At 61.2% G+C, this 23,348-nt stretch carries 28 protein-coding genes and 2 pseudogenes; 18 read left to right on the top strand and 12 right to left on the bottom strand.

The window, feature by feature from the left end; all coding sequences use genetic code 11:
• Positions 1-243: 243 nt before the first annotated feature.
• The 5 genes and pseudogenes from J8G15_RS21975 to J8G15_RS00770 form a co-directional block, all read right to left on the bottom strand.
• Positions 244-570: pseudogene (locus J8G15_RS21975) on the bottom strand (EamA family transporter); the annotation flags it as partial.
• Positions 571-731: 161 nt separating this feature from the next.
• The gene (locus tag J8G15_RS00785; protein ID WP_210545288.1) at positions 732-1,667 is read right to left on the bottom strand and encodes a metal ABC transporter substrate-binding protein; all 936 of its coding nucleotides are present in this window, start codon (positions 1,665-1,667) and stop codon (positions 732-734) included.
• Positions 1,668-1,717: 50 nt separating this feature from the next.
• Entirely contained in the window at positions 1,718-2,608 is an 891-nt protein-coding gene (locus J8G15_RS00780) for a metal ABC transporter permease (RefSeq protein WP_210545287.1), read from the bottom strand.
• 8 nt (positions 2,609-2,616) lie between these two features.
• A complete protein-coding gene (gene aztA, locus J8G15_RS00775; RefSeq protein ID WP_210545285.1) occupies positions 2,617-3,417 on the bottom strand; it encodes a zinc ABC transporter ATP-binding protein AztA in 801 nt (266 codons plus the stop codon).
• The gene (locus J8G15_RS00770) at positions 3,414-3,566 is read right to left on the bottom strand and encodes a hypothetical protein (protein ID WP_210545284.1); all 153 of its coding nucleotides are present in this window, start codon (positions 3,564-3,566) and stop codon (positions 3,414-3,416) included. The genes aztA and J8G15_RS00770 overlap by 4 nt, the downstream gene beginning before the upstream one ends.
• A gap of 105 nt (positions 3,567-3,671) precedes the next feature.
• Between J8G15_RS00770 and J8G15_RS00765 the strand changes: the two genes are divergently transcribed.
• The 8 genes and pseudogenes from J8G15_RS00765 (at position 3,672) to J8G15_RS00735 (ending at position 8,342) form a co-directional block, all read left to right on the top strand.
• Entirely contained in the window at positions 3,672-4,184 is a 513-nt protein-coding gene (locus J8G15_RS00765) for a Fur family transcriptional regulator (RefSeq protein WP_210545282.1), read from the top strand.
• A pseudogene (locus J8G15_RS00760) lies at positions 4,181-4,685 on the top strand (ATP-binding cassette domain-containing protein); the annotation flags it as partial. The gene J8G15_RS00765 and the pseudogene J8G15_RS00760, both read left to right, overlap by 4 nt.
• A gap of 189 nt (positions 4,686-4,874) precedes the next feature.
• The gene (locus J8G15_RS00755; RefSeq protein ID WP_210545280.1) at positions 4,875-5,720 is read left to right on the top strand and encodes an ABC transporter permease; all 846 of its coding nucleotides are present in this window, start codon (positions 4,875-4,877) and stop codon (positions 5,718-5,720) included.
• A 140-nt stretch (positions 5,721-5,860) separates the two neighbouring features.
• A complete protein-coding gene (locus tag J8G15_RS21970) occupies positions 5,861-5,998 on the top strand; it encodes a hypothetical protein (protein ID WP_370627466.1) in 138 nt (45 codons plus the stop codon).
• Positions 5,999-6,072: 74 nt separating this feature from the next.
• A complete protein-coding gene (locus J8G15_RS00745; protein WP_370627465.1) occupies positions 6,073-6,408 on the top strand; it encodes a hypothetical protein in 336 nt (111 codons plus the stop codon).
• 45 nt (positions 6,409-6,453) lie between these two features.
• Entirely contained in the window at positions 6,454-6,588 is a 135-nt protein-coding gene (locus J8G15_RS21965; RefSeq protein ID WP_370627464.1) for a hypothetical protein, read from the top strand.
• 186 nt (positions 6,589-6,774) lie between these two features.
• Positions 6,775-7,203: an ankyrin repeat domain-containing protein gene (locus J8G15_RS00740; RefSeq protein WP_210545278.1), complete on the top strand. Its 429-nt coding sequence runs from the start codon at positions 6,775-6,777 to the stop codon at positions 7,201-7,203.
• Positions 7,204-7,292: 89 nt separating this feature from the next.
• Positions 7,293-8,342: a nitronate monooxygenase family protein gene (locus J8G15_RS00735; protein WP_210545276.1), complete on the top strand. Its 1,050-nt coding sequence runs from the start codon at positions 7,293-7,295 to the stop codon at positions 8,340-8,342.
• Between the two features lie 21 nt (positions 8,343-8,363).
• Here J8G15_RS00735 and J8G15_RS00730 read toward each other — a convergent pair whose 3' ends face one another.
• A complete protein-coding gene (locus J8G15_RS00730) occupies positions 8,364-9,290 on the bottom strand; it encodes a pyridoxal-phosphate dependent enzyme (protein WP_210545274.1) in 927 nt (308 codons plus the stop codon).
• A 268-nt stretch (positions 9,291-9,558) separates the two neighbouring features.
• Here J8G15_RS00730 and rarD point away from each other — a divergent pair, with 268 nt between their 5' ends.
• Positions 9,559-10,452: an EamA family transporter RarD gene (rarD, locus tag J8G15_RS00725; protein WP_210545272.1), complete on the top strand. Its 894-nt coding sequence runs from the start codon at positions 9,559-9,561 to the stop codon at positions 10,450-10,452.
• 40 nt (positions 10,453-10,492) lie between these two features.
• On the opposite strand, the gene J8G15_RS00720 is transcribed toward rarD, so the two are convergent.
• Positions 10,493-11,380: an SDR family NAD(P)-dependent oxidoreductase gene (locus tag J8G15_RS00720; protein ID WP_210545270.1), complete on the bottom strand. Its 888-nt coding sequence runs from the start codon at positions 11,378-11,380 to the stop codon at positions 10,493-10,495.
• A gap of 109 nt (positions 11,381-11,489) precedes the next feature.
• Here J8G15_RS00720 and J8G15_RS00715 point away from each other — a divergent pair, with 109 nt between their 5' ends.
• Entirely contained in the window at positions 11,490-12,365 is an 876-nt protein-coding gene (locus tag J8G15_RS00715) for an NUDIX domain-containing protein (RefSeq protein ID WP_210545268.1), read from the top strand.
• Between the two features lie 257 nt (positions 12,366-12,622).
• Here J8G15_RS00715 and J8G15_RS00710 read toward each other — a convergent pair whose 3' ends face one another.
• A complete protein-coding gene (locus J8G15_RS00710; RefSeq protein ID WP_210545266.1) occupies positions 12,623-13,948 on the bottom strand; it encodes an MFS transporter in 1,326 nt (441 codons plus the stop codon).
• Positions 13,949-13,993: 45 nt separating this feature from the next.
• A complete protein-coding gene (locus tag J8G15_RS00705) occupies positions 13,994-14,272 on the bottom strand; it encodes a metal-sensing transcriptional repressor (RefSeq protein WP_210545264.1) in 279 nt (92 codons plus the stop codon).
• Positions 14,273-14,331: 59 nt separating this feature from the next.
• On the opposite strand from J8G15_RS00705, the gene J8G15_RS00700 reads away from it, so the two are divergent.
• The 5 genes from J8G15_RS00700 (at position 14,332) to J8G15_RS00680 (ending at position 19,097) form a co-directional block, all read left to right on the top strand.
• Positions 14,332-14,736 carry a hypothetical protein gene (locus tag J8G15_RS00700; protein WP_210545262.1) on the top strand — a complete coding sequence of 135 codons (405 nt, stop codon included), beginning with the start codon at positions 14,332-14,334 and terminating at the stop codon, positions 14,734-14,736.
• 71 nt (positions 14,737-14,807) lie between these two features.
• Positions 14,808-15,545: a HupE/UreJ family protein gene (locus tag J8G15_RS00695; protein WP_210545260.1), complete on the top strand. Its 738-nt coding sequence runs from the start codon at positions 14,808-14,810 to the stop codon at positions 15,543-15,545.
• Between the two features lie 20 nt (positions 15,546-15,565).
• The gene (locus J8G15_RS00690) at positions 15,566-16,228 is read left to right on the top strand and encodes a transmembrane anchor protein (RefSeq protein ID WP_210545259.1); all 663 of its coding nucleotides are present in this window, start codon (positions 15,566-15,568) and stop codon (positions 16,226-16,228) included.
• Between the two features lie 705 nt (positions 16,229-16,933).
• Positions 16,934-18,313, top strand: a complete 1,380-nt coding sequence (locus tag J8G15_RS00685; RefSeq protein WP_240538401.1) for a nodulation protein NfeD — start codon at positions 16,934-16,936, stop codon at positions 18,311-18,313.
• Positions 18,306-19,097, top strand: a complete 792-nt coding sequence (locus tag J8G15_RS00680) for a slipin family protein (protein WP_210545257.1) — start codon at positions 18,306-18,308, stop codon at positions 19,095-19,097. The genes J8G15_RS00685 and J8G15_RS00680 overlap by 8 nt, the downstream gene beginning before the upstream one ends.
• Before the next feature lie 39 nt (positions 19,098-19,136).
• Here the strand turns inward: J8G15_RS00680 and J8G15_RS00675 are convergent, their stop codons facing one another.
• The gene (locus tag J8G15_RS00675; protein ID WP_210545255.1) at positions 19,137-19,778 is read right to left on the bottom strand and encodes a cold shock domain-containing protein; all 642 of its coding nucleotides are present in this window, start codon (positions 19,776-19,778) and stop codon (positions 19,137-19,139) included.
• A gap of 341 nt (positions 19,779-20,119) precedes the next feature.
• Between J8G15_RS00675 and J8G15_RS00670 the strand changes: the two genes are divergently transcribed.
• From J8G15_RS00670 to J8G15_RS00660, 3 genes are all read left to right on the top strand, one after another.
• Positions 20,120-20,911: a restriction endonuclease gene (locus J8G15_RS00670; RefSeq protein WP_210545253.1), complete on the top strand. Its 792-nt coding sequence runs from the start codon at positions 20,120-20,122 to the stop codon at positions 20,909-20,911.
• 169 nt (positions 20,912-21,080) lie between these two features.
• Positions 21,081-21,701, top strand: a complete 621-nt coding sequence (locus J8G15_RS00665) for a glutathione S-transferase family protein (RefSeq protein ID WP_210545251.1) — start codon at positions 21,081-21,083, stop codon at positions 21,699-21,701.
• Positions 21,702-21,746: 45 nt separating this feature from the next.
• Positions 21,747-22,133, top strand: coding sequence for a DUF1761 domain-containing protein (locus J8G15_RS00660; RefSeq protein WP_210545249.1), 387 nt, complete (start codon positions 21,747-21,749; stop codon positions 22,131-22,133).
• A gap of 28 nt (positions 22,134-22,161) precedes the next feature.
• Here the strand turns inward: J8G15_RS00660 and J8G15_RS00655 are convergent, their stop codons facing one another.
• Both J8G15_RS00655 and J8G15_RS00650 read right to left on the bottom strand, forming a co-directional pair.
• Entirely contained in the window at positions 22,162-22,305 is a 144-nt protein-coding gene (locus J8G15_RS00655) for a hypothetical protein (RefSeq protein WP_210545247.1), read from the bottom strand.
• Between the two features lie 27 nt (positions 22,306-22,332).
• A complete protein-coding gene (locus J8G15_RS00650; RefSeq protein ID WP_210545245.1) occupies positions 22,333-23,346 on the bottom strand; it encodes an ABC transporter permease in 1,014 nt (337 codons plus the stop codon).
• Positions 23,347-23,348 lie beyond the last annotated feature (2 nt).

The following is a 23,348-nucleotide window of genomic DNA, read 5'->3' as shown; positions in this document are numbered from 1 at the left end:
GTCGCAGGACTCGGCGCCTCGGTCCCGTCTTTTTCGCCTCCGATGTGGTGGTTGCCGCACCCGCACAGTCCATCTACGACGCAAAACCGCACTACTCACCGGTCCCAATTGAGTTGGGGTCGCTCTACTGGGGTACCACCATCAATGGCCTAACGGCTTTTGACCCCAATCTTCGTTGTGTCGATCAAGACAGGAGGCAAACTCGACTTAACCTGACTGGAGTGGATCTCACCGCTTGAATGCCAGCACCAGGCTGAACTTGTGCCCCGGCGCGACCTTGGAGGCCTCACCCAGTTGCAGTGCCCGAAAGTAGCAAACCCAGGACGCCGCCGTCGCCAGGCCAAACAAGCCCAGAAAAATCTAGGGTCGAGATGACAGCGTGACCGGGTTGCTCCACTTGCCCGCGTACCAGACGAAGGCGGACAGCACCACCATGATGATGGCGATGCGAACCAGCGTGGCCAAGTCAGAGTCGACACCCTGAATCCCGATCTTGGCAAAAATGGCGGTCAGGGCCGCAAACACGGCGGACAGGGTGGCCCAGAAGAACCAGGAGTTGGATGTGGTCATGATTGATGGGGCAGTGAACAAGGAGCGCACAGTTTAGGGGCGTCGGTCAAGGATGGGTTGATGAAACACATGCTCCAGATCAAGGCACTGCCAGCGCCACGCGTTGATGAGGCAAACCCTTATAACGATTGGTTTGCGCGACAAAAGCCGCCAGTACAAGCTCAGTTCAGCGCCATGCCATCAACCAGCTTCGTCACGTTGTGGCGCATCATTTGCAGGTAGGTGGCGCCAGGTTGGTCCGAGGAAGACAGGGCATCGGCATACAGGCTGGCACCCAGGGTCACTCCAGCGTCTTTGCTGAGTTGGGCGATGAGCCGGGGGTTGGCCATGTTTTCCACAAATACGGCACGAATTTTTTCTTTCTGGATTTGCCGGATGAGCCGGGCCACCTGTTTGGCGCTGGGTTCACTCTCGGTGTTCACCCCTTGCGGCGCCAGAAACTGGACGCCGTACTGCAAGGCAAAGTAACCAAAGGCATCGTGGGAGGTGATGACCTTGCGCTTGGCTAGAGGAATACTGGCGATCTGTGCTTTGGCCCAGGCGTCCAGCGTTTGCAGCTCTTTCACATAGGCCTCGGCGTTCGCCTGGTAGCGGCTGGCGCCGCCTGCGTCTGCCTGGCTCAGGGCGGCTGCAATGTTGCGCACATAGAGCACGACGTTGTTCGGGTTTTGCCAGGCGTGCGGGTCTTGTTCTGCGTGGGCATGGCTTGCCTGAGCTTTGGATTCATTCATGGGCCGGGCCGTCACGCCCTGGGCGGCCACCACGGTCTGGCCTTTGTAGCCGGCAGACTTGAGCAGCTTGTTCGCCCAGGGCTCAAAGCCCAGCCCGTTGGTGACCACCAGCTTGGCGGCCAGCAAGGCTCTGGCATCGGCCGGTTTGGGCTCGAACACATGGGCGTCTTCGTCGGGACCGACCAATGTGAAAACCGTCACGCATTCACCACCCACCACGCGCACCAGGTCCCCCAGGATGCTGAAGCTGGCGACCACGGGCAATTTGTCGGCCGCATAGGCTTGACCGCCCAGCAGCGCCCACGCGGTGGCACTGACCAGCAGAAGCCGGCGCGAAAAGAGGGTGAGTTTGAGGGAATCCAGCATAAAAGAAGCTCCTAAAGACGGTGGTAGAAAACGAAAAGGAATGCGCTGCGTCAAGCCACGCGGTGCTTGGGGCTCCGGCAGCGCACCAGCCAGCCGCCGGGTGCCAGCAAGAGGGATGCGGCATAGAGCACGCCGGCGCAGCCGATGATGGTGGGCCCCGAAGGCGTGTCACAGTGGTAGGAGAGCAGCAGCCCGGCCACACCGGCCAGCGCGGCTTGCACGCTGGCGTTAAGCAGTTGCGCGGGTAAAGTGTCATGCCACAGGCGCGCACTCACGGCGGGCAGCATCATCAAACCCACCGCCATCAACGTGCCCAAGGTCTGAAAGCCCGCGACCAGGTTGAGCACCACCAGCATCAAAAAACCCTGCTGCCATGCCCACGCCGGCACACCTCGGGGGTGCGCGCCCAAAAACACGGGGTCAAAGGTTTCCAGTACCAGGCCACGGTACATCAGCGCCAGGGCCAGCACGCTGACGGTGGCCACCCCCGCCACCAGGTACAGCCCGGCCTGGTCCACGCCCAACGCGCTTCCAAACAGGATGTGCAGTAGGTCCAACTGGGTGCCATGGCGGGAAATCAGCATCACACCCAGGGCCAGCGCCACCAGATAAATGGCGGCCAGGCTCGCGTCCTCCTTGAGCGTGGTGAAGCGGGTGACGGCGCCGGCCACCGCCGCAACAAGCAGACCTGCCAGCACGCCGCCCAGCGCCATGGCCGTGAGCGACAGGCCGCTGACCATGAAACCGATGGCCACACCGGGAAGCACCGCGTGGCTGAGCGCGTCGCCCAGCAGGCTCATGCGCCGCAGCGTGAGGAAAACGCCCAGCGGCGCGGCGCTGAGCGCGAGCGCCAGCGTGGCCACCAATGCGCGGCGCATGAAGGCGAATTCAACAAACGGGGAGAAGAAGGCGTCCCCAAGCGAGCCCAGAAAAATGTCCATGGCGGGCCTTATTCGGTGATGGCCAGGCGCTGGGCCAGCAAGGTGTCAAAGTCCCGCCGATTGAACGCGCCACCCTCCTCACACAGGGCAGCGGATTCGTCCCAGGCTTCGGCCATGGCGCAGGCGCGGGCCAGATGGGTGTCGGTTAGCACGTCGGCAGTTGCACCCCAGGCAATGCATTCGCGGGCCAGAAGCAGGGTTTGGGGGAAGTGCGCATGCACCTGTGCGTGGTCATGCAGCACGGCCACCACGGTGCGCCCCTGACGGTGCCACTGTTGCACCAGCGCCAACAAGCCGGTGGTGGTGGTGGTGTCTACCGCGCTGAAGGGTTCGTCCAGCAAGATGAGCTGCGCGTCCTGCACCAGCAGGCGCGCAAACAAAGTGCGCTGCAACTGCCCAGTGGAGAGCGTGCCCACGGGGCGGCGCTCAAAGCCTTGCAAGCCCACGGCGTGCAAGGCTGCATCGACACGCGCCTGCATGACAGGCGTGCAGCGGCCCCAGGCGCCGGTGTGCTCCCACAGGCCCATGAGCACGCAATCGCGCACGTCCAACGGGAAGCTGCGATCTAACTCGCTCTGCTGGGGCAGGTAAGCCAGACGCAGGCCGGGCGCGCGTTCCACCCGGGCTTGCGGGTCAACAGGGACCAACCCGACCAGGCTTTTAAGCAGCGTGCTTTTGCCCGCTCCATTGGGGCCGACCACAGCGGTGAGCGAGCCCATTGCAAAGTTACCACTCACGTGGTGCAGCGCAGGGTGCTGGCGGTAGCTCACCGTCAGGTTGTGCAGCGCGATGGCGGCTGGGTTGGTCATAGGGGTGCGACTTCCACGCAGGCCCACCACACCCCCAGCCACAAAAGGGCAAGCAAGGGGGCGACGGCCAGAGCCCGCAACCCGGCGGGCCAAGCCAACACGCTGTGGCGCAAAGCGGGTGTGAATGGAAAAAGTGAACGGTGTTTCATGGGTAATAATGCAACTCGATTGCAGTAATAAGACCGTAAATATAACGCAACTTGGTTGCATTTTAAAATTTAATGCAACACAATTGCATTTTTAGAAGGCGTTGTATGGCCCCCTTGCTCCCATCCACAGATCCGATTGATGCGCTGCTGTCTGCCCACGGCCTGCGCCGCACGGCCGCCGCACGCCAGGTGCTGGGCTGGCTGCTGGCTCACCCGGACACCAGCTACACCCACGCCCAGTTGCAGGTCGCACTGGCCGACGACGAAGAGGCCGCGCTGGACCGGGTGACCCTTTACCGGCTGATTGACCGGTTGACCCAAGTGGGCCTGCTGCTGTGCCGGGTGGACAGCCAGCGGGTGCGCCGCTACCAGGCCATGCCCACCAGCGTGCACGCCATCCCCCACTTTGAATGCCAAAGCTGTCACCGCGACAGCCCGCTGGCCGGTGCGCTCAAGGCCAGTGCCAACGACCTGGAAAAGGCTGCTCAAACCGCGCTGGAAACATTGGAGGCACTGGGCTACAAGGGCATGAGCATGGACTTTGCCGTGCGCGGCGTGTGTGTGGATTGCGCCTCCGGCGCTGCGGTGCCAAACACGCCGACGGGTGCCGACGCATGATTCGCACACGAGGTTTGGGCTATCGCTACCCGGGGTCTGACCTGGCGCGGTAGTTCCCCGACGTGGATGTGGCGCAAGGCGCCGTGTTGATGCTCAGCGGCGCCTCGGGCAGTGGCAAGTCGACTTGGTTCGCGCTGATGGCGGGGCTGGTGGCACCTACGGCGGGTTCGGTGGACGTGGCCGGGCAGCCGCTGAATGATCTTAAATCTGTAGCGTCTGACGCTTAGCGGGCGAAGGCTGTTGGCTTCTTGCCGCAAAAATTGCACCTGAGCGCGGCGCTGACCGTGCAGCAAAACCTGGCGATGGCGCAATGGGCTGCAGGCCAGCCGGAAGACGCCGCCACCATCGGCGCCACGTTGCAGGCGCTGGGCGTGCACGACCTGGCGCAGCGCAAGCCATCGCAGCTTTCTGGCGGGCAGGCGCAGCGCGTGGCGCTGGCGCGTGCTGCTGGCCGACGAGCCCACCGCCAGCCTGGACGACGAGGCGGCTGCCGACGCGGTGGTGGGTGCCAAGGGCAGCCCCATGCAGCTCATCCTCTCGGGCGTGCTGCACATCGACGTGCCACCGGGCAATGTGCCGCTCAAGGCCGTGAACGAGCTGGCCAAAAACCCGCTGGTAGCGTAGATCATTCCCATCAGCCTGGGCCACAACTTTAGGGGGTACCGCATCGTCGGCACCTCGCACGCCTACATGGACCACTACGGCGCCAAACTGGCCGAGGGCAACATGTGGAATACGTCCATGCAGGTGGTGCTGGGCACCACCGCGGCGCGCAAGCTGGGCCTGAAGCTGGGCCAGAGCTTTGTCGGCTCGCACGGCCTGGGCGCGGGCGGGCACTTGCATGGTGACAACCCCTACACGGTGGTCGGCATTCTGGCCGCCAGCGGCAGCGTACTGGACCGGCTCATCCTGACCGACACGGCCTCCGTGTGGAAGGTCCACGAGGACTACACCGGGGTGGACGACGACGACCGCAAGGTGATGGCAGAAGAGCGCGAAATTACCATGGCCTTGGTCCAGTACAAAACGCCGATGGCAGCGTTGAGTTTCCCGCGCTATGTGAACACCAGCACCGAGATGCAGGCTGCGGCACCCGCGCTGGAGATCAGCCGCCTGCTGCATATGCTGGGCCTGGGCACCGATGTGCTGCGCGCCTTTGCCGCTGTGCTGCTGTTGGCGGCGGGTCTGAGCGTTTTCATCGCGCTGTGGAGCGCGGTGCGCGAGCGCCGGGCCGATTTGGCGCTCTTGCGCATGCTGGGCGCACCGCCGCGCAAGGTGGCCGCGCTGCTCTTGTCTGAAGCGCTGTGGCTGGGGCTGGTGGCGGCGGTGCTGGGCGTGCTGCTGGGGCAGGCATGCACCGCGGCGCTGGCCTGGCTGCTGGCACTGGACAACTCGCTGCTCATTGGCGGCTTGGTGTGGCCCGTGGAATTGTGGATCGTGCCCTGCCTGGCGCTGGGCGTGTCGCTGGTGTCCGCGCTGCTCCCTGCCATTGGCGCCTACCGCGTCAGCGTGCTCGAACTGTTGCAATCGCGGTGATGGATTGCCCCCACCCTGTATACAATTTTTTATCAACCCGGAGAAATATATGAAAAAAAACACTTCTAGCCTTTGTATTGCTTGCACAAGCGGCTACTTTTTCAATAGCAAAAGAAAGCGCTGAAGAGACCAAACAAGACGTGACCAAGCACCGCGCCATGGCCGCTGCGCATGAGGCAGCTGCCCAATGCCGCGAGTCTGGCAAGGGCGAAGACGCGTGCAACAAGGCGCTGCAAGCCGCGTGCAAAGGGCTGGCCATTGGCAAGTTTCCGGCATGAAGCATGAGCATTGAGCGTTGAGCGTTGAGCGTTTTAAAACAATGACACATTCAGATCATTAGCTGGAGACTTTGATGAAACCCTGTGTTCGACACTTTTTTCTCGCCATAGGCGTTGCAGCAGCCAGCCTGGGCGCGCAAGCCCAATTGAGTTCGCCCATGCCGGGCGTGCCCGCAGGGAGCGGCGCCGGCGTGCATGGGGCGAACAGCCCGATCGCGCCGCTCACGCAACGTGCAGACGTAGTGCCATGGTCGGTACTGACCGAAGTCCTGATCAAGAAAGAAAAAGGCCGCTTTTTGCCCACTTTTTCGACCGGCATACAAGCCCTCAACAAGAAAACCCAGCGCATCCAGGGGTTCATGATGCCTTTGGAGCCCGGTCAAAAGCAGAAACACTTTTTACTCAGTTAGGTGCAACTGACCTGTGCGTTTTGCTACCCCGGAGGCCCTGAGAGCATGATCGAAGTCAAGACCAAAACCCCCGTTAAATACTCGCTTGAAGCACTGGTCGTCGAGGGTGAGTTCGCGGTGCTCGACGATGATTCCAATGGCTTTTACTACCGCATGACTGATGTCGTGGTCATCAATTGATTCCACGGCACCCCGCCAATAGCCGGACGCCGGTCGTCGTAAGGCATTGAAATCGCGCTGGCTTCAATCACTGATCAGCAACAGGTCACCGCGCAGCAAGCCAGAGCGCAACCCAGCCGAACGGTATGAGAGACTGCAGCCTTGGGCGAACCTGCCCCCACCCTGAAACATGGCCTCTTAGACCCGATGAACGACTGGAAAATTCTACAAATGATCAAGGCGTGCGGCTGGCCGCTGGCTCCGGAGCTGCTCGCCAGCGACGCCAACTTCAATGCCCGGCTGGAAGGCGGCCTGGTGCCGCTGCACTGGGCCTGCGCGCAAGGCAAGGCCGGGCTGGTCAAGCACATGATTCAGCACGGGGCAAATGTGCAAGACGCCGCCGATGACGGCCAAACGCCGCTCACCCTGGCGCTGGATTCGAAGAGTTTTCAGGTGGTGATGCTGGTGATCGACCGGCTCAAGGCGCTGTCAGCGCCACTCCCTGACCCGGACCTGCGCAAGCGCCTCACCGACGCCTTCAGCGAAGGCCATACCGACGCCAAAAACCGCATTTTGCAGACGCTGAAGGACTGGGACCGCATCGCCAAGAAGGTGGGTGCAGCACCGAAGCCCTGACTTGGCCTGGCCTGGCCAGGGAGGATCGGTGGCAATCCCCACGGGCCGACCACGGCGCTGGCAAAAACCAACAACCAAGGGAAAGCCACATGACATATTCAGAACAATTGGGCCTCCAATTCCCCCTCATTCAAGCCCCTATGGCCGGCGTGCAGGGCAGCGCCTTGGCGATTGCAGTGTGCAACGCAGGCGGGCTGGGCTCCCTGCCCTGCGCGATGCTGTCTCTGGACGGGCTGCAGGCTGAACTTGGCGCCATAAAAGCGGCCACGGACCGGCCGTACAACGTCAACTTTTTCTGCCATGTGCCGCCCCAGCCTAGCCCGGCGGCGGACATAGCATGGCGAGCCCGGCTGCAACCCTATTTTGACGAATTTGGTGTGGACAGCAGCGCCATTCCTGCCGGGCCGGGTCGCGCACCTTTCAGCGATGCGGCAGCCGACGTGCTGGAAGCGTTCAAACCTGCCGTGGTGAGCTTTCACTTTGGCCTGCCCACCCCGAAATTGCTGGCGCGGGTGAAAAGCTGGGGAAGCCGGGTGCTGGCCAGCGCCACCACGGTTGAGGAAGCCTTGTGGTTGCAAGCGCAGGGTGCGGACGCCATCATTGCCCAAGGGCTGGAAGCGGGTGGTCACCGGGGCATCTTTCTAACTGAAGACTTGAGCACCCAAGTGGGCACCTTGGCACTGTTGCCGCAGGTGGTGAAGGCCGTCTCGCTGCCCGTGATTGCCGCAGGTGGCATTGCCGACTCAGCGGGTGTGGCAGCCGCCATGGCGCTGGGCACAGCGGGGGTTCAGGTAGGCACCGCCTACCTGCTTTGCACTGAGGCCACCACCAGTGCCTTGCACCGGGCGGCTTTGGCCTCCCCCGCTGCGGCGCACACGGATGTCACCAATGTGTTCACGGGCCGCCCGGCGCGGGGCATGGTGAACCGGGCCATTCGCGAGTTGGGTCCCATCAGCGATCTCGTGCCCGCTTTTCCGCTACCAGCGCCCACCATGGCGGCCTTGCGCGCTGCCGCCGAGCGCATGGGGAAAAATGACTTCACGCCGCTGTGGGCGGGGCAAAACGTCAGCGGGTGCGCAGAAATCAGCGCGGCCGACCTGACACGGCGATTGGCGCACGGATTTGGGCTGGCGGCTTAAGCGCGTGGTTGCAAGCGGAGATCAGGCCTTGGCAACGCCCGCCCATTGCTGCATTTGCTCCAGGCTGGCCGTGACGCCGCCACACACCATCACCGCTACTGTTTTGAAGGGGGCCAGCACGGGCAAGCGGCCATACACCGCAGCCAGTGCCGCGCCACAAGCCGGCTCCACCACCACGCGCTGGTCGGATACGAATGACGCGCAGGCCGCCAAGGCTTCGCTGTCGGACACCACCACGGGGTGAATCGTGTGGCGCCCGGTCCATTCCCACGCTTGCTGGCACACCTGGCGCGCGCCCAGCGAGGTGGCGATGCTGGTGATCGCGGGCAGTGTTGCCCGGCGCCCAGCTGTCACCGATTGCGAAAATGAGTCCGCCCCGGCGGTTTCCACCGCGATCACGGGCACATCAGCCCAACCATTGCGGTGCAGGCCTTCCAACACGCCGCTGAGCAAGCCACCACCGCCGACCGACAACACGATGGCTTCCGGCTTTGCGCCCTGAGTCACCATTTCGTCTACCAAAGAGGCGTGGCCTTGCCACAAAAGCGGGTCGTCAAAGGGGTGAATGAAGGCGTCGCTGGGCGTCAACATGGACACCGCCAGCGCATTGGCCTCTTGCCAGGACGGGCCGTGAACGATGACCTCGGCACCCTCCTGGCGAATCAACGCCTTGGCGCGCTCCGTGGTGGTTTGCGGCACCACCACCGTCACCGGAACACCTAGTTTGCGCCCCGCGTAGGCCACGGCAATACCGGCATTGCCGCCTGAGGACGAAACAAATCGCTTGGCCCCGCGCTGCACATGGGTCTGGCACGCCAGGCCCACGCCGCGAATTTTGAACGACCCCGGCGGCTGCAAGGCCTCCATCTTCAGCCAGACGGCGCAACCGGCGTGGCGGCTTAAGGCCTGGGATTCAAAGTACGGGGTTTCAATATGTAGAACAGTCATGCGTTATGCGCCTTGCGCCAATCAAACAGAAGAAGACGCCACATTAACAGGTGGCCCCCGATTCCGGGCGAGCCCATCGGACCCGATTCGGGATCGTCCTCTCCAGGCGCCTGCTGGCTATACTCAAACGTTCAAAAAACGCTACCCATTCAGGTGTTTTCAGACACTTAAGGTGTGCCAGTGCCATCTCTGAACGAGGTACGAAAACGGCGACCTCAGTGTCTGCACTTCGCTCCAAACGCTCACACTTGCCAGCTCAAAGGCCCACATGAATATCGGTGTTGTTTTCGCCTCGCTGGCGTATATTTTCTGGGGTTTGTTCCCGCTTTACTTCAAGCAGGTGGCGGACGTGCCGTCTTTAGAAGTGGTCATGCACCGCACGGTGTGGTCCATGATCTTTGTCCTGCTGGTACTGACGGTCATGAAGCGCTGGGCCTGGATTGGCGCGCTGCGCCAGCAGCCACGGGTGTTGGGCGCGTTTGCCCTCTCCGCCTTGTTGCTGTCCACCAACTGGCTGGTCTATGTCTGGGCCGTGCAAAACGGCCACGTGTTGGACGCCAGCCTGGGCTACTTCATGCTGCCTTTGATCAACGTGGCGCTGGGTCTGGTTTTTCTGCATGAGCGACCACGGCGCGGGCAGTGGTTTGCCGTCAGCGTAGCGGCGGCAGGCGTGTTGTGGTTGGCCTTGCAAACGGCCCATTTCCCGTGGGTGGCACTGGTACTGGCTTTGAGCTTTGGTTTCTATGGCTTGATGCGCAAAGTGGCACCCTTGGGCGCACTGGAAGGACTGGCGCTGGAGACCATGATGCTGGCGCCCATTGGCGCAGTTGCACTCGGGTTTTGGACCTGGAGCGGCCAAGGTGTGCTGGCCCAGGGCAACATGACCGAGCTAAGCTGGCTGGTGCTGGCGGGACCGTTGACCGCCATTCCCTTGCTGCTGTTTGCAGCGGGTGCCCGCCGCATTCCCATGACCACCATGGGAATCTTGCAATACATTTCGCCCACCTTGCAGTTTGGCCTGGGCATTTGGGCGTTCAACGAACCGCTTCAGCCGGCACGTCTGTTTGGCTTTGTCTTGATCTGGATCGCGCTACTGATTTACACGCTGGAAAGCTGGTGGGTCCGACAGCGTGCCATGGCGTCACCCACTCCTCGGAAGTAGTGCGCCGCTGACCGGCCCCTTTGCGCGGCCTCTTTACGCTCTATTTTTGAGCGGCGGCCATCTTCATCGCCTTGCCCACCTCGTTGGTGCCTTGAGCCGCGCCGCTTTGCGGCACGCTCTCGCCCGCTCGCTCCGTCACCTCGGCCAGACGCCGCGCCAACTGCTCGGGCACCTCATCGCCCATGCCCAACCAAATTCCGCCAGTCAAGGTGATGTGGGCCGCCTCAAAGGTGCCCGCCCCGGCACACAGAATGGTGCGATTGGGCGCGTCGGTGGACGCCAGCACCAGCAGCGCGGGCACCACCGCCTCAGGCTTCAAAGCGGCCAACACGGCTTCGGGCATCAGGCCTTCGGTCATTTGCGTGGCGGCGGTGGGCGCCAGGCAATTCACGCGAATGTCGTTCTTGGCACCTTCAATAGACAGGGTTTGCATCAAACCCACCAGCGCCATCTTGGCCGCGCCGTAGTTGGACTGGCCAAAGTTGCCATACAAGCCGCTGGATGACGTGGTCATGATGATGCGACCATATTTCTGTGCGTTCATGATCGGCCACACGGCCTTGCAGCAATGCACAGCGCCAATCAGGTGTACGTTCAGCACCAGTTCAAAGTCTGCCAGCTCCATTTTGGTAAAGCTTTTGTCACGCAGAATGCCGGCGTTGTTCACCAAAATATCGACCCGCCCCCAAGCGTCCATGGCCTGCTGAACCATGGCTTGCACCGCCACAGCGTCGGTCACCGATGCCTGGTTGGCGATGGCCTCACCACCTGCCGCGCGAATCTCGGCTGCCACAATCTCAGCCGCTGGGCCAAGATCATTCACAAGCACCTTGGCACCGCGTGCGGCCAGTGCCAGCGCATGTTGTCGGCCCAAACCGCCGCCGGCGCCGGTGACGATGGCAACGCGGTCTTTGAATTCAATAGTCATGTTTTTTCCTGAAAGGTAAGTAAGGCAGTTGGCAGGGTGATTCTGCTAGTCTCCCCCGGCCACGCCCCCACTCTACGTCACGGTGGCGACTGCCCACCTGAAAGCATCCATGGAACTGAACTCTGAAATCATCGCCACCCCGCCGCGCCCGGCTGCCACGGTGGTGATGCTGCGCGATGGCGACGACGGCCTGCAGGTGTTTATGGTGCGCCGCCATGCCCTGTCTGATGTGCTGGGCGGCGTTTATGTTTTTCCTGGCGGCAAGGTGGATGCGACGGATGCGCTGCTGAACATGGACTCCCACCTGGACCAGCCCCTGACTTTGCTGCATCAAAACCTGAACGAACACGACATTGCCCCTCTCACGGCCGCCAGCTTCTATGTGGCCGCCATGCGGGAGGCATTTGAAGAATCAGGCGTCTTGTTTGCCCATGGTGCCTCGGCCACCCAGGCCGAGCACGGCACCCGCCTGCTGCGCGAAGGCATCACCTTTGACGCCATGCTGGCGCAACTGACCCTGCGCCTGAACAGCAGCAGCATGCTGCCCTGGTCGCGCTGGATCACACCGCGACAACCCTCCGTCACCAACAAGCGCTTTGACACCCGTTTTTTTGTGGCCGCCGTGCCCACCGGCCAAGTGGCCCGCCACGACGACCATGAGGCCACCGACAGCGTGTGGCTCAGCCCCCGCGCGGCGCTGACGCAGTATTGGGCGGGACAGATTGAGTTGGCCCCGCCGCAAATCATGAGCCTGGCACAACTGGCCCGCCACACCGAGGTGGCCAGCGTCCTGCAAGCCGCCCGAAATGCCCCACCATCGCTGGTCGCCCCCGAGTCGTTTGACGACAGCGGAGAGCGCGTGATTTGCTACCCCGGAGACGAACGCCACTCCCTGCGCGTCCGCGCCCTGCTCGGCCCCACCCGGCTGGTCTACCGCAACAAGCGGTTTGAGCCGTTAGCGGGGTTTGAGGGATTGTTTGATTGAACTGGGCGGGAGGCCGATGGGGGTTGCCGCGCAGGTGATGACGTCGAAGGTGGCATACGGTGTTCGACTGGCTGCTGTACCAGAACGTTATGATTTCAATAGCTAGCCCCACAGATTTCACCGTGCCTTGAGGTTAAAAGCATTGAGCAACTCTTGGTTGACCTGCTGGCGATGGCCGCGCATTGTCCGGACGGAATCAAAAATGACGCGCTGAACCACCACAAGCTGAACCAGACATTGGCCCAGTGATTGCGACATCAACCTCCCATGCTCGGCCAATGCGGGTGCTCGTCATCGACAACGAAAGAGTGGGAGTGGCGCACACCCTGGGTGGTTGGACCGGCTCCACGGATGTGGGCATGTCCTGCTGGCAATTCCAGGTGTTCGTGCTCGATGACCTCTGGGTCATGAGTCGGCCAGACCACCAGGGCTACCCAGACAGCCATTGCCCCGGAACTACCCAGAATGGCAAACGTCACTGGCATGCCGTAACGCGTCCCGAGCCAACCGGCCAAGGGGTAGAACAACAACCAGCAAGCATGCGACAGTGCAAATTGAGCCGCAAACAGCGCAGGTCGATCCTCAGGATTCGCGGATCGCCGCAACAAGCGCCCAGAAGGGGTCTGGGCGGTGGAGTAACCCAAACCGAGGCAGAACCACAAGGTCATGAGTGAGGCGTGCCCCACTACCAAGGTGCCTGCGAACATGCCCACGACCATCAACGCTATGCCGGCCAACATCACGCGCCGTTCGGCCAGTTTCTCCAACAAGCCGGGCAAGGCCAACGCAGCGATCATGGAGCCGGCACCAAAGCTGGCCAACGCAAGGGCCACCGCGCTCTGGGTCAAACCGAATCGACCCTGCACGATGACCACGGTGTTGACAAAAACCATGGAGCCGGCCGCCGCGACGGCCGCATTGACAGCAAGCAAACCGCGCAGCCGAGGTGTCGCCAGGTAAATTCGCAGGCCGCGTGTGCTTCGGTCGTAAATGCTGCGACGCTGTGGAGCTGGATGCGTGGGCAAGACGACCGAGACCACCAACACGGCAGAAGCCAAGAACCCAACGACCGTGCCCGCAAACAAATTGTGAAAGGTGATCACCGTCAGCAACGCGGCGGCCAACATCGGGCTGACAAGACTCTCCATGTCGTAGGTAAGGCGCGAAAGCGACAAGGCCTTGGTGTAGTCCGCCTCTTTAGGAAGGACGTCAGGGATGATGGCTTGGAAGGTGGGTGTGAAAGCGGCCGAGGCCGCCTGCAACACAAAAATCAACACGTAGATCTCCCAAATTTGGGAAACAAACGGCAGCAGCAGGGCAACACCTGCTCGTACCAGGTCCAGAGTCACCAGCATGGTGCGTCTGGGCAGGTGTTCGGCAAATGCCGCTGCGACCGGCGCCACGCCCACGTAGGCGATCATCTTGATGGCCAATGCGGTTCCCAGGACCATCCCTGCGTTCTCGCCGGCCAAGTCAAAGGCCAAAAGCCCAAGCGCCACGGCAGCCAGACCGGTTCCAATCAAGGCAATCACCTGAGCGGCGAACAAGTGGCGGTAGGTACGGTTGGAGAGAATGTCCAGCATGCTTTGTCGTAAAGGATCGGCGTTCGGTGGGTAAGAGCCAACAACTCAGAGGTACCGAGTGATTTCCTTGAACTCGTCCATCGCGTTTTTTTGCTCTCCACCCAGTGGTCCCACGAGATGCTCAAGGCAGTGATCCAAATGGTCCTGGATCAGTGCCTTCTTGGCTTGCTGTACAGCCTTCTCCACAGCCTGCAACTGCTGAGCGATATCCAGGCAGGGACGTCCCTCCACCAACATGGCTATCGTGCTGCTCAGATGCCCATTCGCCCTCTTTAGACGCTTGATGACGGCGGAGTGTGAAGCGTGGATGTGCGGTTGTGTCATGCTCGGTATTATCCTCCCTGGGGGGATACTATAATCCTACGAACCCCCACAAAAACTTCATGACCCTGCTTGCTCAACCATCCACACGGCCTACTCTGGCAGCAATGTGTATGCGGTGGCTGGTGCTCATCGTGATCACATACGGGACCGTCGTCTCATCGATTGGACTCACCCGTTCCCATGGCCTGGCAGCTATTGTTGAATCGCATCAGTCTGCGCCGACCGCTCCAGAAGAAAATCACGGACATGAGCATGCAGTACAAGAGGTAGATGCTTCGGGAGCTGATGAGCGGGCCAGTGGGGAACATCCGCACCACGCGATGGATCATTCGCACGACATGGCCCATTACCTGCCCCTTACTTGGGGCGCTGCATCGCCGCAACTCCCCAGCTGGGAAGTCATGGTGCGGCCCTGGATTGAGATGGGGCAAGCCTACCGACTGGATCGCCCACCGATGGGCTAAGGCGCTTCTCGTCACAGCCTTCACGCTGCATTTCGTAGCGTGACCACTTCTTTCAGTCCATTGGATCCTTCATGCACAGCCATGTACTCGACAGGCTGCCACGTTCGCCATGGGCGAACTGGCATACCCGTCTGCTATTTCTTTCAGCACTCATCGTTTGTCTTCTCATTGGGAGCAATGAGGTCTTCGCCCATGCCGTCACGGCTGGCGACAAAGGCTACATCCAGGAAATCTCAGGAGTAAACCTTTTGCCCTTCATGTACCTGGGTGCCAAACACATGATGACCGGGTATGACCACATCCTGTTCCTCTTCGGGGTGATCTTCTTCCTCTACCGCATCCAGCACATTGGCATCTATGTAAGCCTGTTCGCGTTGGGTCATTCCACGACCATGATCCTAGGCGTGTACTTCAACGTTGGTATCAACAGCTACCTGATCGACGCGATCATCGGCCTGTCCGTCGTCTACAAGGCGTTGGACAACCTTGGCGCTTTCCAGCGTTGGCTGGGTTTTCAACCCAACACCAAAGTTGCGACTTTGGTCTTTGGCCTGTTCCACGGCTTCGGATTGGCAACCAAGATCCTGGAGTACGAGATCTCCGCCGACGGCCTCGTGCCGAACCTGCTCGCGTTCAACGTGGGCGTTGAAATCGGGCAGCTGTTGGCATTGGCAGTCATCTTGATCGGCATGAGCTACTGGCGCCGCACACCCAGCTTCATCAAACACGCCTACACCGCCAACGTCGCCATGATGAGCGCGGGTTTCATTTTGGTGGGCATGCAGCTCACCGGCTATTTTGTGTGTTGAACACCAAAGGAATTTCTAACATGTACAACAGCGATTCACCCTCACGCGCCGAGCTGCCGTCTTCCAAGCAGCTCCTGCGATCCACCATCCTGGCCGCCATTTCGGCGCTGGTTCTTTTGGTTGCCGTGGTGCTTCCGGCCGAATACGGCATCGACCCCACTGGGATCGGCCGAGTCCTTCGGATGACTGAAATGGGTGAGGTCAAGCAACAGCTGGCGGCAGAGGCCGCCGCCGATGCTGCTGACGCACCGGCAGCAAAGGCGCCCACAAAAAGCGCTACTGGCATGGCAACGGCCAATGTGGCAGAACCAGCAGCCAGCCCTGTAGTGGCTACTGTCCCGAAGGAACTGGCGAAACCCGCCGCTCCCATGATTGCATGGCGCGATGAGATACCGTTCACCCTGACTCCGGGAGAAGGTACGGAGATCAAACTAAAAATGCTGGAAGGCGCGAAGGCCCAATATTCGTGGGTTGTTGAGGGCGGGCAGGTCAACTTCGACACCCACGGAGATGGCCCGGGCAATTCAATCAGCTACGAAAAGGGGCGCGGCGTTTCTTCCGACGACGGGGTGCTGCAAGCCGCGTTCACGGGCAATCATGGCTGGTACTGGCGCAATCGGGGCAAGTCCAACGTGACCGTGATTTTGCGGGCCCGTGGTGACTACACCGAGATCAAAAAATGATGTAAGTGAAGGGCACTGCGCTAGCAATCGCAGTGCACTCCCATCCAGCGTGACTTGAGACGCCGCCGCAGAATGCCTGCATTACCATTAAACCCATGATGGATTGAATGGTGATGCAGTTGGAGTGCCACGGCCTATTTCCTTCCCCCCTCTCCACCCCTGCCGGCGCGGCAAGGGCGCTAGACACCCCTATGCGGCCAGCGTTGTTGCGTGGTTGATTTCAACCTGGACGGCTAGCTGTCTAAGTGGTCAGGGTCAGTGGTGGTTCACTCGGCGTTGCCGTCGTTTCGCGGCCCGTGCAGCCGAATTGCCACGATCCCGGCCATTGCGACCAATCTCACCAAACCCTCAACGCAAGCTCGATGAAGCGCAGCGAGAGTCGCTATATATTTGGTAGCGATAAACATCTTTACTACGGGGGTTAAAGGCAACAATTGCCAGAATCTCTGCAAGCATTTGATTCACCAATCAGGCCCTGGTCCAACAAACCACGCCCCTCTCCATTGATTTCGATCAATGGCCATTCTCCTCATGGGCGCATGATGACGATTTGGAATAAGCGCTTGCCGGGACCGTATGGCAAACGCCTGACCGATAACCCTGACTGGAGATGCCATGCCCAGAATATGCGCCGCCCCCCGCCTGAACATGTGGCCATGTGGTGTGAGTCGGCGGGTGTGCGCAAGTCTGATGGCGCTTATGGTCATGATCCTCACCGCGATCACTGGGCCGGCGGTCCACGCAGCGCCTGTCGTGGTGCTGACGGTGCAAGATGCCATCGGCCCCGCCAGCGCCGACTACATCATTCGCGGCCTGCAGCGTGCGCAGGAACAAGGCGCGCCCTTGGTCGTGCTGGAGTTGGACACCCCCGGCGGACTGGATTCATCCATGCGGGAAATCATTCAGGCCATCCTCGCCTCACCCGTTCCGGTGGTGACTTATGTGAGCCCGTCGGGCGCGCGGGCGGCCAGCGCCGGCACTTACATCCTCTACGCCAGCCACGTGGCCGCCATGTCGCCCGCCACCACGTTGGGTGCCGCCACACCCGTGGCCATCGGTTTGCCTGGCGTGCCCCAAGCGCCCAAAGGCTCCCCCGCACCCCCTGCGGAAAAAACAACGCCCAATGAACCAGCCCAAGCACCTGCCATGCCAGACGACCCCATGAAAGCCAAACAGGTCAACGACGCAGCGGCCTTCATTCGCGGCCTAGCCGAGCAGCACGGGCGCAACGCCGTCTGGGCTGAGCGCGCGGTGCGCGAAGCCGCCAGCTTGACGGCCAGCGAAGCTTTGAACGAGCGCGTGGTTGATGTGGTGGCCAGCGACCTGACCGACCTGCTGAACCAGATCGATGGCCGCACGGTGCAAATGGCGGGGGGCGAACGCCGCCTGCAAACGCGTGGCCTGGCCACCGAGGTCCGCCCACCCGGCGTTCGACACCGGGTTCTGAGCGTGATTGCCAACCCGAGCCTGGCACTCATCTTGATGTTGCTGGGCATGTACGGGCTGTTTCTTGAGTTTTCCTCCCCTGGCTTTGGCGTGCCGGGCACAATCGGCGCCATCTGCCTGCTGCTGGCCCTGTTCGCGTTTCAGTTGTTGCCCGTGAATTACGCGGCGTTAGGGCTGATTCTGCTGGGCTTTGCCCTGCTGGCCGCCGAGCTGGTGACGCCCGCGTTGGGCGTGCTCGGTGTCGGCGGCGTCGTGTCCCTGATCGCTGGCGGCTTGCTACTGTTTGACCGGGATGTACCGGGGCTCGGCATCCCGCTGCCTTTGCTGTTCGGCATCTCACTCACAACAGCGGCCGGTGTGCTGCTGGGCGGCGGCATGGCATTACGGGCGCGGCAGGCGCCAGTGGTCAGTGGACGCGAAGATCTCATGGGCACCCAAGCCAAAGTGGCCCAGGTGGTGGACGGGCAGGCTTGGGCGCATATTCACGGCGAGCGCTGGAAAGTGCAGGCCGATGCACCGTTGAGCCCCGGTCAACTGGTCCGCGTAGTCGCGATCACTGGGCTGGTGCTTCAGGTGCAGACCGATACCGTTCCCAACGTGACCAAATCAAAAACTGAAAGGGGACCGTCAAATGTTTGATTTCAACCTGGGGCTGGGCACCATACTAGTGCCGCTGGCGCTATTGCTGCTGGCGTCGTCGTTCCGCATATTGCGCGAATACCAGCGAGGCGTGGTGTTTCAGCTGGGGCGATTTTGGAAGGTCAAAGGCCCTGGGCTGGTGATCGTCATTCCGGGCCTGCAACAGATGGTGCGGGTGGACCTGCGCGTGGTCACCATGGATGTGGAGCCGCAGGACGTGATCTCGCGCGACAACGTGTCCGTCAAAGTCAACGCCGTGATCTTCTTTCGCGTGATTGACCCCGAGAAGGCCATCATTCAGGTCGAAAATTTTCTGATGGCCACCAGCCAGTTGGCACAAACCACGCTGCGGGTGGTGCTGGGCAAGCATGAGCTGGACGAAATGCTGGCCGAGCGCGAACGCCTCAACCTGGACGTGCAGCAAATTCTCGACTCCCAAACCGACGCCTGGGGCATCAAGGTGACCAATGTCGAGATCAAGCACATCGATCTGAACGAAACCATGGTGCGGGCCATTGCCCGCCAGGCCGAAGCCGAGCGCGAGCGGCGCGCCAAGGTGATCCACGCAGAGGGCGAAAAGCAGGCCGCCGTGGCCCTGCTGGAAGCCGCGCAAATGCTGGCGCGCCAGCCTGAAGCGATGCAACTGCGCTACCTGCAGACCATGACCCAGGTGGCCGGTGACCGGGCAACCACCGTGATCTTGCCGCTGCCTATGGACATGCTGGGACGGCTGCTGGACCGGGGTCAAAGTGCGGACAACCGGCCAGACAATACTGAGGGGTAGCGGCTTGGTCTGATCTGTGCTGGCGGGCGACCTAAATGCTCAGTTGCACCACTGCTTCTCACAAGGCACGCCGTCGTTGTTGCCGTCCATCTTCATGCTGGGGCAATTTTTGAGGAAAAGCGTGGCCTCTTGGCAGGAGTTCATTTGGCTGCACATGTTTCGGCCATCGCACCGAAAACCAGCAGAAGCCTGGGGCGTGGCGCTGATGAGAGGCCTGGCAGGTGTTGGGGGCGGTGCCACCGGGTTCGTCACCCCAATGGCAGCAGGCGACTCCTCATTGACTGACTGCATGGACGCAGCCCGCAATTGGCTGGCCCGCGCTTCATAGTGCTTGTAGCCGTACATGCCCAAACCCGCCAAAAGCAGGATGACGATGACGCGGCTACCAAAGCCTTGCCGCGCCGGGCTCCGGCTCAGGTGCGCGGGCATCGGTTGGTAGCCCCGAGGCCGGCTGCGCTGCCCCAAGCCACCCCGTTGCACCCGTACCGCCCGCTTTTTATTCGCACCGTCTGCTTCGACCTCAAAGGTAAGTGACTCCCCGTCCACCGGAATATTGCTGTCGCGCGGGAATGCCGAGATGTGAACAAACAGGTCTTGCCCGCTGTCGTCAGACAAGATGAAGCCAAAGCCCCGCTCGCTGTTCCACTTGCTGAGTTTGCCCGCATAGCGCTTGGCTTCCATAGATCACTCCCGTTTCACTGATGCCTCGATTGGCGGGCGCACCGTGCTGTTTTGAATCTATGGAGAGATTCTAGGGGCGCTCTTCGCTGTGAATTTGCTTCCATTTTGATAGCTACTCCCGAATATTTAATAAAGGCTGGAGGCCAATTTCTCTTGCCGCTAAACTGCGGCGCAAACCACATCCATAGTGGGCAACTGCATCAGGGGGAAAAGCAAATGGCCAGGCACAAGACCAACAAGCGCAAAGAGCGGGGACTCGGCTCCATGAAGGAGAAGGGGCTTGGGCTTTGTGCCCTGGGCGTGGGGGCGCTCGTGCTGCCCTGTTCGTAGGAAAATTTCTGGTGCTTGCGTCGCTTGCTCATGCCCTTCGCCCCTTGGGTTGGATGTTGTTGTTGATTGGGCTGGTGCTTTTGGGTTTTCATCACTTTTACCAGCCCAACACCGCGCAAACCGATACGCTTCCCCCACCCACGCCCCGGCCGGCCGGGCGCAAGGTTTCGCGAAAAATCAAAAATGACATGGCGACCGAGCGGCGCGACCCTGAGATGGGCACGCTTCAGCCTCGGCAAGTCGAAACCTGTTGGAGCCCGGCAGTGTTCGCAGCCATTGAATGGCGCCGGTTTGAGGCGGTGTGCGAAACGCTGTTTGGCCAGGCGGGATTTGAAACCAAGTCGCAATCACACGGTGCCGATGGTGGCGTGGACATTTGGCTGCACAGCCGCAACGCCGAAGGCCCGGTGGCCGTGGTGCAGTGCAAGCACTGGCAGGGCAAGGCGGTGGGGGTGAAGGAACTGCGGGAGTTCTTTGGCGTGATGGCCTCCCACAAGCTCACCCGCGGAACCTACGCCACCACCTCAAGCTACACCACGGACGCAGCTGCCTTTGCCAAAGCCAACGGCATCAATGCGCTGGACGGTCGTGGCCTGTTGGCGCTGATTGCCAAACGCAGCCCTGAGCAGCAAAAAGCCTTGCTGAATGTGGCCTATGAGGGTGACTACTGGCGCCCCACCTGCGCCAGTTGCGGCACCAAGATGGTCGAGCGCACACCAGCCAAGGGCGGCCATCGTTTTTGGGGTTGTAGCGGTTACCCAAAGTGCAAGTCGCGGCTGCCAATGGTGGCGGAACTGCGTTAGGAATTGCTATATTAATGATAGCTATTTTCGCCTTAAATTATCGGGCAAACGGGCTATTTCATCAAAAAACCCAAAGAACTATCGTCACGAAAAAGCTGCGAAATGCCACGCCGCCTAGAATCCGCCCCACATGCTCACCCCTGTCGCACCTCATCATCTGGAGCCCTCAATGACCCAACTCACACTCACTTATTTTGACGTTCACGGTGGCCGGGGCGAACCCGTTCGCTTGGCGCTGCACATAGGCGGTATTGCGTTTGAGGACAAGCGCTTTGGCTTTGCCGAGTTTGCCGAGGTGCGCAAAACCACGCCGCTGAGCCAGGTGCCAGTGCTGCATGTGGACGGCGTGCAGGTGACACAAAGCGACGCCATCACACGCTACGCGGGCAAGTTGGCGGGCCTGTACCCCACCGATGCGTTTCAGGCGCTGCTGTGCGACGAGGTGATGGACGGGCTGGAAGAAGTGAACGTGAAGCTGGGCACCACCTTTGGCTTGGCGGGCGATGCGCTCAAAGACGCCCGCACCGCGCTGGTCAATGGCCCGCTGCCCAAGTACCTGGGCTGGCTGGAGGCGCAATTGAAGGCGCATGGCGGCCAATACTTTGCCGATGGCCGCTTGACAATTGCCGATTTGAAGGTGTTTAACTTTGTGCGCGGTTTGAGTTCTGGCCAGCTGGACCATATTCCCACTGATTTGGTCGCCAAATCCGCCCCGCTGCTGAGCGCCCATCAGCACCGCGTGGCCGATTCGCCCGCCGTGGCCCATTACTACGCCCAGTTTGCTGCCTGAGTCAGGTGCGCCCGCGACCACGTCGCTGCTTGGAGAACCACAGCCATGAATGAACTCACCCAAGGGGTCAGCTGGGTTGGCGTGATCGCGGGCTTTGTGCTGTCCTTTTTAATGGGGTGGCTTTGGTACAGCCCCAAGTTGTTCGGCGTTCCCTGGGCTGCTGGGGTGGGAGTGGAATTGCAGGGCGCAGGCCAAATGCCCGCAGTGGCCATGGTGACGCAGGCGCTGGGCACCTTGCTGCTCTCGTGGGTGGTAGGCATTGCGGCTGCGCAGGGCCATTTTCTGACGGTGGTGCTGGTTTTTGCCATGCTGGTGCTGCACATCTTCAGCAACGGCAAGTACGCCGAAAAAAGCAACGCCGCCGTGACGATTGAGGCGGCCTACATTGCGGCCATAGGCGTGGTAATGATGGCCTGCCACGGCCTTTTCTGACCCTGACCGCTGCGCCAACCAGACGCCCCTAAACCCGGCGCCGGTAGCCCAACAAGGCCAGCGCCAACACCATGGCCGTGAAGAACAAGATGGGCCAGCCAAGGCTGAGCACTTGAGCCGATTCAGCCCCGCGAAACAGCTCGATGCGCATGGCACGCAAGAAGTGGGTCAATGGCAGGGCTTCGCCCGCGGCCCGCGCCTAAGCGGGCATCCCGTGAAACGGAAACATGAAACCGGACAACAATATGCTGGGCAGGTAGAAGAAAACCCCCAGCTGCACCGCCTGCAATTGGGTTCTGGCCAGCAGCGACACGCACAAACCCAAGCCCAACTGACCCAGCATGAAGGCCGTGGCCAGCACCCATAAAGTCGGACTGGCCCACGGCGTATCAAACAGGCACCACGCCAGCGCCTGCAGCAAGGTGTATTGAGCAAACCCAAAACCGGCATAGGGCAATAGCTTTCCCAACACGATGTGCCCGGCATTCAGTGGTGTGGTGCGCAAGGCATCCCAGGTGCCGCGCTCTTGTTCATGCACCACACACAAGGCCGCCATGAGGGTGAGCGTCAATGTCAAAATGACACCGCTGAGGGCGGGGACGAGGTAGGCACCCGAGTCGGCAGGCAAACGGTAGCGCCCTTGTATTTGCAGACTCAGGGGCACCCCCTGGACTTGCAGCGCCACCGCAGGCGCACCCTGCGGAGTCGCCAATTGGGTCAGCTGTTGGGTCAATTGGTGCGCCAGACCATCGCCTATTTGCGCTACCAAAGCCTGGGCATGGGGGTCAGAGAGATCAACCTCCAGTTGCAGTGGCACCGGTTGGCCCCGCAACACGTAGTGCGAGGGTTTACTGGGCCAGTGCACCAGCAAACGCAACTCGCCGGCTAGAAGGCGGGCGTGGGCGGTGGCCGCGTCCAGTGCTGCATCTGACAACTGCAGTGCCTCGCCTTGGCGCAGTTGAGCCAGCATCGCTTGGGTGAGGGAAGTGTCCAGCGCGGCGTCAGCGCTTGCGCTGTTGAGCGCTGGTGTGGCCACCCAGGCGGCCGGCATGTGTCGCGGCGCAAGAGAGATGGCGAATCCAAACAGGAGGATTTGCGCCAGCGGCACGCCCATCAACAAGGCCAATGTGAGCCGGTCGTGCCGAAGTTGTAGCCACTCTTTGCGGGCCACGGCTGCTGTCATGCGCCAGGCGCGTGCCAATAGAGCACTCACAA

The sequence above is a fragment of the Rhodoferax sp. PAMC 29310 genome, from assembly GCF_017948265.1.
Lineage (GTDB): Bacteria > Pseudomonadota > Gammaproteobacteria > Burkholderiales > Burkholderiaceae_C > Rhodoferax.
The sequence above is the reverse complement of the archived record's forward strand: the minus strand, read 5'-3'. Positions and strand labels throughout refer to the sequence as shown.

Bases quoted from the DNA above. Each gene is read 5' to 3' on its own strand.
- J8G15_RS00785 (WP_210545288.1), bottom strand. From the start codon at position 1,667: ATGCTGGATTCCCTCAAACTCACCCTCTTTTCGCGCCGGCTTCTGCTG.
- J8G15_RS00780 (WP_210545287.1), bottom strand. From the start codon at position 2,608: ATGGACATTTTTCTGGGCTCGCTTGGGGACGCCTTCTTCTCCCCGTTT.
- aztA (WP_210545285.1), bottom strand. From the start codon at position 3,417: ATGACCAACCCAGCCGCCATCGCGCTGCACAACCTGACGGTGAGCTAC.
- J8G15_RS00770 (WP_210545284.1), bottom strand. From the start codon at position 3,566: ATGAAACACCGTTCACTTTTTCCATTCACACCCGCTTTGCGCCACAGC.
- J8G15_RS00765 (WP_210545282.1), top strand. From the start codon at position 3,672: ATGGCCCCCTTGCTCCCATCCACAGATCCGATTGATGCGCTGCTGTCT.
- J8G15_RS00755 (WP_210545280.1), top strand. From the start codon at position 4,875: ATGGACCACTACGGCGCCAAACTGGCCGAGGGCAACATGTGGAATACG.
- J8G15_RS00745 (WP_370627465.1), top strand. From the start codon at position 6,073: ATGAAACCCTGTGTTCGACACTTTTTTCTCGCCATAGGCGTTGCAGCA.
- J8G15_RS21965 (WP_370627464.1), top strand. From the start codon at position 6,454: ATGATCGAAGTCAAGACCAAAACCCCCGTTAAATACTCGCTTGAAGCA.
- J8G15_RS00740 (WP_210545278.1), top strand. From the start codon at position 6,775: ATGAACGACTGGAAAATTCTACAAATGATCAAGGCGTGCGGCTGGCCG.
- J8G15_RS00735 (WP_210545276.1), top strand. From the start codon at position 7,293: ATGACATATTCAGAACAATTGGGCCTCCAATTCCCCCTCATTCAAGCC.
- J8G15_RS00730 (WP_210545274.1), bottom strand. From the start codon at position 9,290: ATGACTGTTCTACATATTGAAACCCCGTACTTTGAATCCCAGGCCTTA.
- rarD (WP_210545272.1), top strand. From the start codon at position 9,559: ATGAATATCGGTGTTGTTTTCGCCTCGCTGGCGTATATTTTCTGGGGT.
- J8G15_RS00720 (WP_210545270.1), bottom strand. From the start codon at position 11,380: ATGACTATTGAATTCAAAGACCGCGTTGCCATCGTCACCGGCGCCGGC.
- J8G15_RS00715 (WP_210545268.1), top strand. From the start codon at position 11,490: ATGGAACTGAACTCTGAAATCATCGCCACCCCGCCGCGCCCGGCTGCC.
- J8G15_RS00710 (WP_210545266.1), bottom strand. From the start codon at position 13,948: ATGCTGGACATTCTCTCCAACCGTACCTACCGCCACTTGTTCGCCGCT.
- J8G15_RS00705 (WP_210545264.1), bottom strand. From the start codon at position 14,272: ATGACACAACCGCACATCCACGCTTCACACTCCGCCGTCATCAAGCGT.
- J8G15_RS00700 (WP_210545262.1), top strand. From the start codon at position 14,332: ATGACCCTGCTTGCTCAACCATCCACACGGCCTACTCTGGCAGCAATG.
- J8G15_RS00695 (WP_210545260.1), top strand. From the start codon at position 14,808: ATGCACAGCCATGTACTCGACAGGCTGCCACGTTCGCCATGGGCGAAC.
- J8G15_RS00690 (WP_210545259.1), top strand. From the start codon at position 15,566: ATGTACAACAGCGATTCACCCTCACGCGCCGAGCTGCCGTCTTCCAAG.
- J8G15_RS00685 (WP_240538401.1), top strand. From the start codon at position 16,934: ATGATCCTCACCGCGATCACTGGGCCGGCGGTCCACGCAGCGCCTGTC.
- J8G15_RS00680 (WP_210545257.1), top strand. From the start codon at position 18,306: ATGTTTGATTTCAACCTGGGGCTGGGCACCATACTAGTGCCGCTGGCG.
- J8G15_RS00675 (WP_210545255.1), bottom strand. From the start codon at position 19,778: ATGGAAGCCAAGCGCTATGCGGGCAAACTCAGCAAGTGGAACAGCGAG.
- J8G15_RS00665 (WP_210545251.1), top strand. From the start codon at position 21,081: ATGACCCAACTCACACTCACTTATTTTGACGTTCACGGTGGCCGGGGC.
- J8G15_RS00660 (WP_210545249.1), top strand. From the start codon at position 21,747: ATGAATGAACTCACCCAAGGGGTCAGCTGGGTTGGCGTGATCGCGGGC.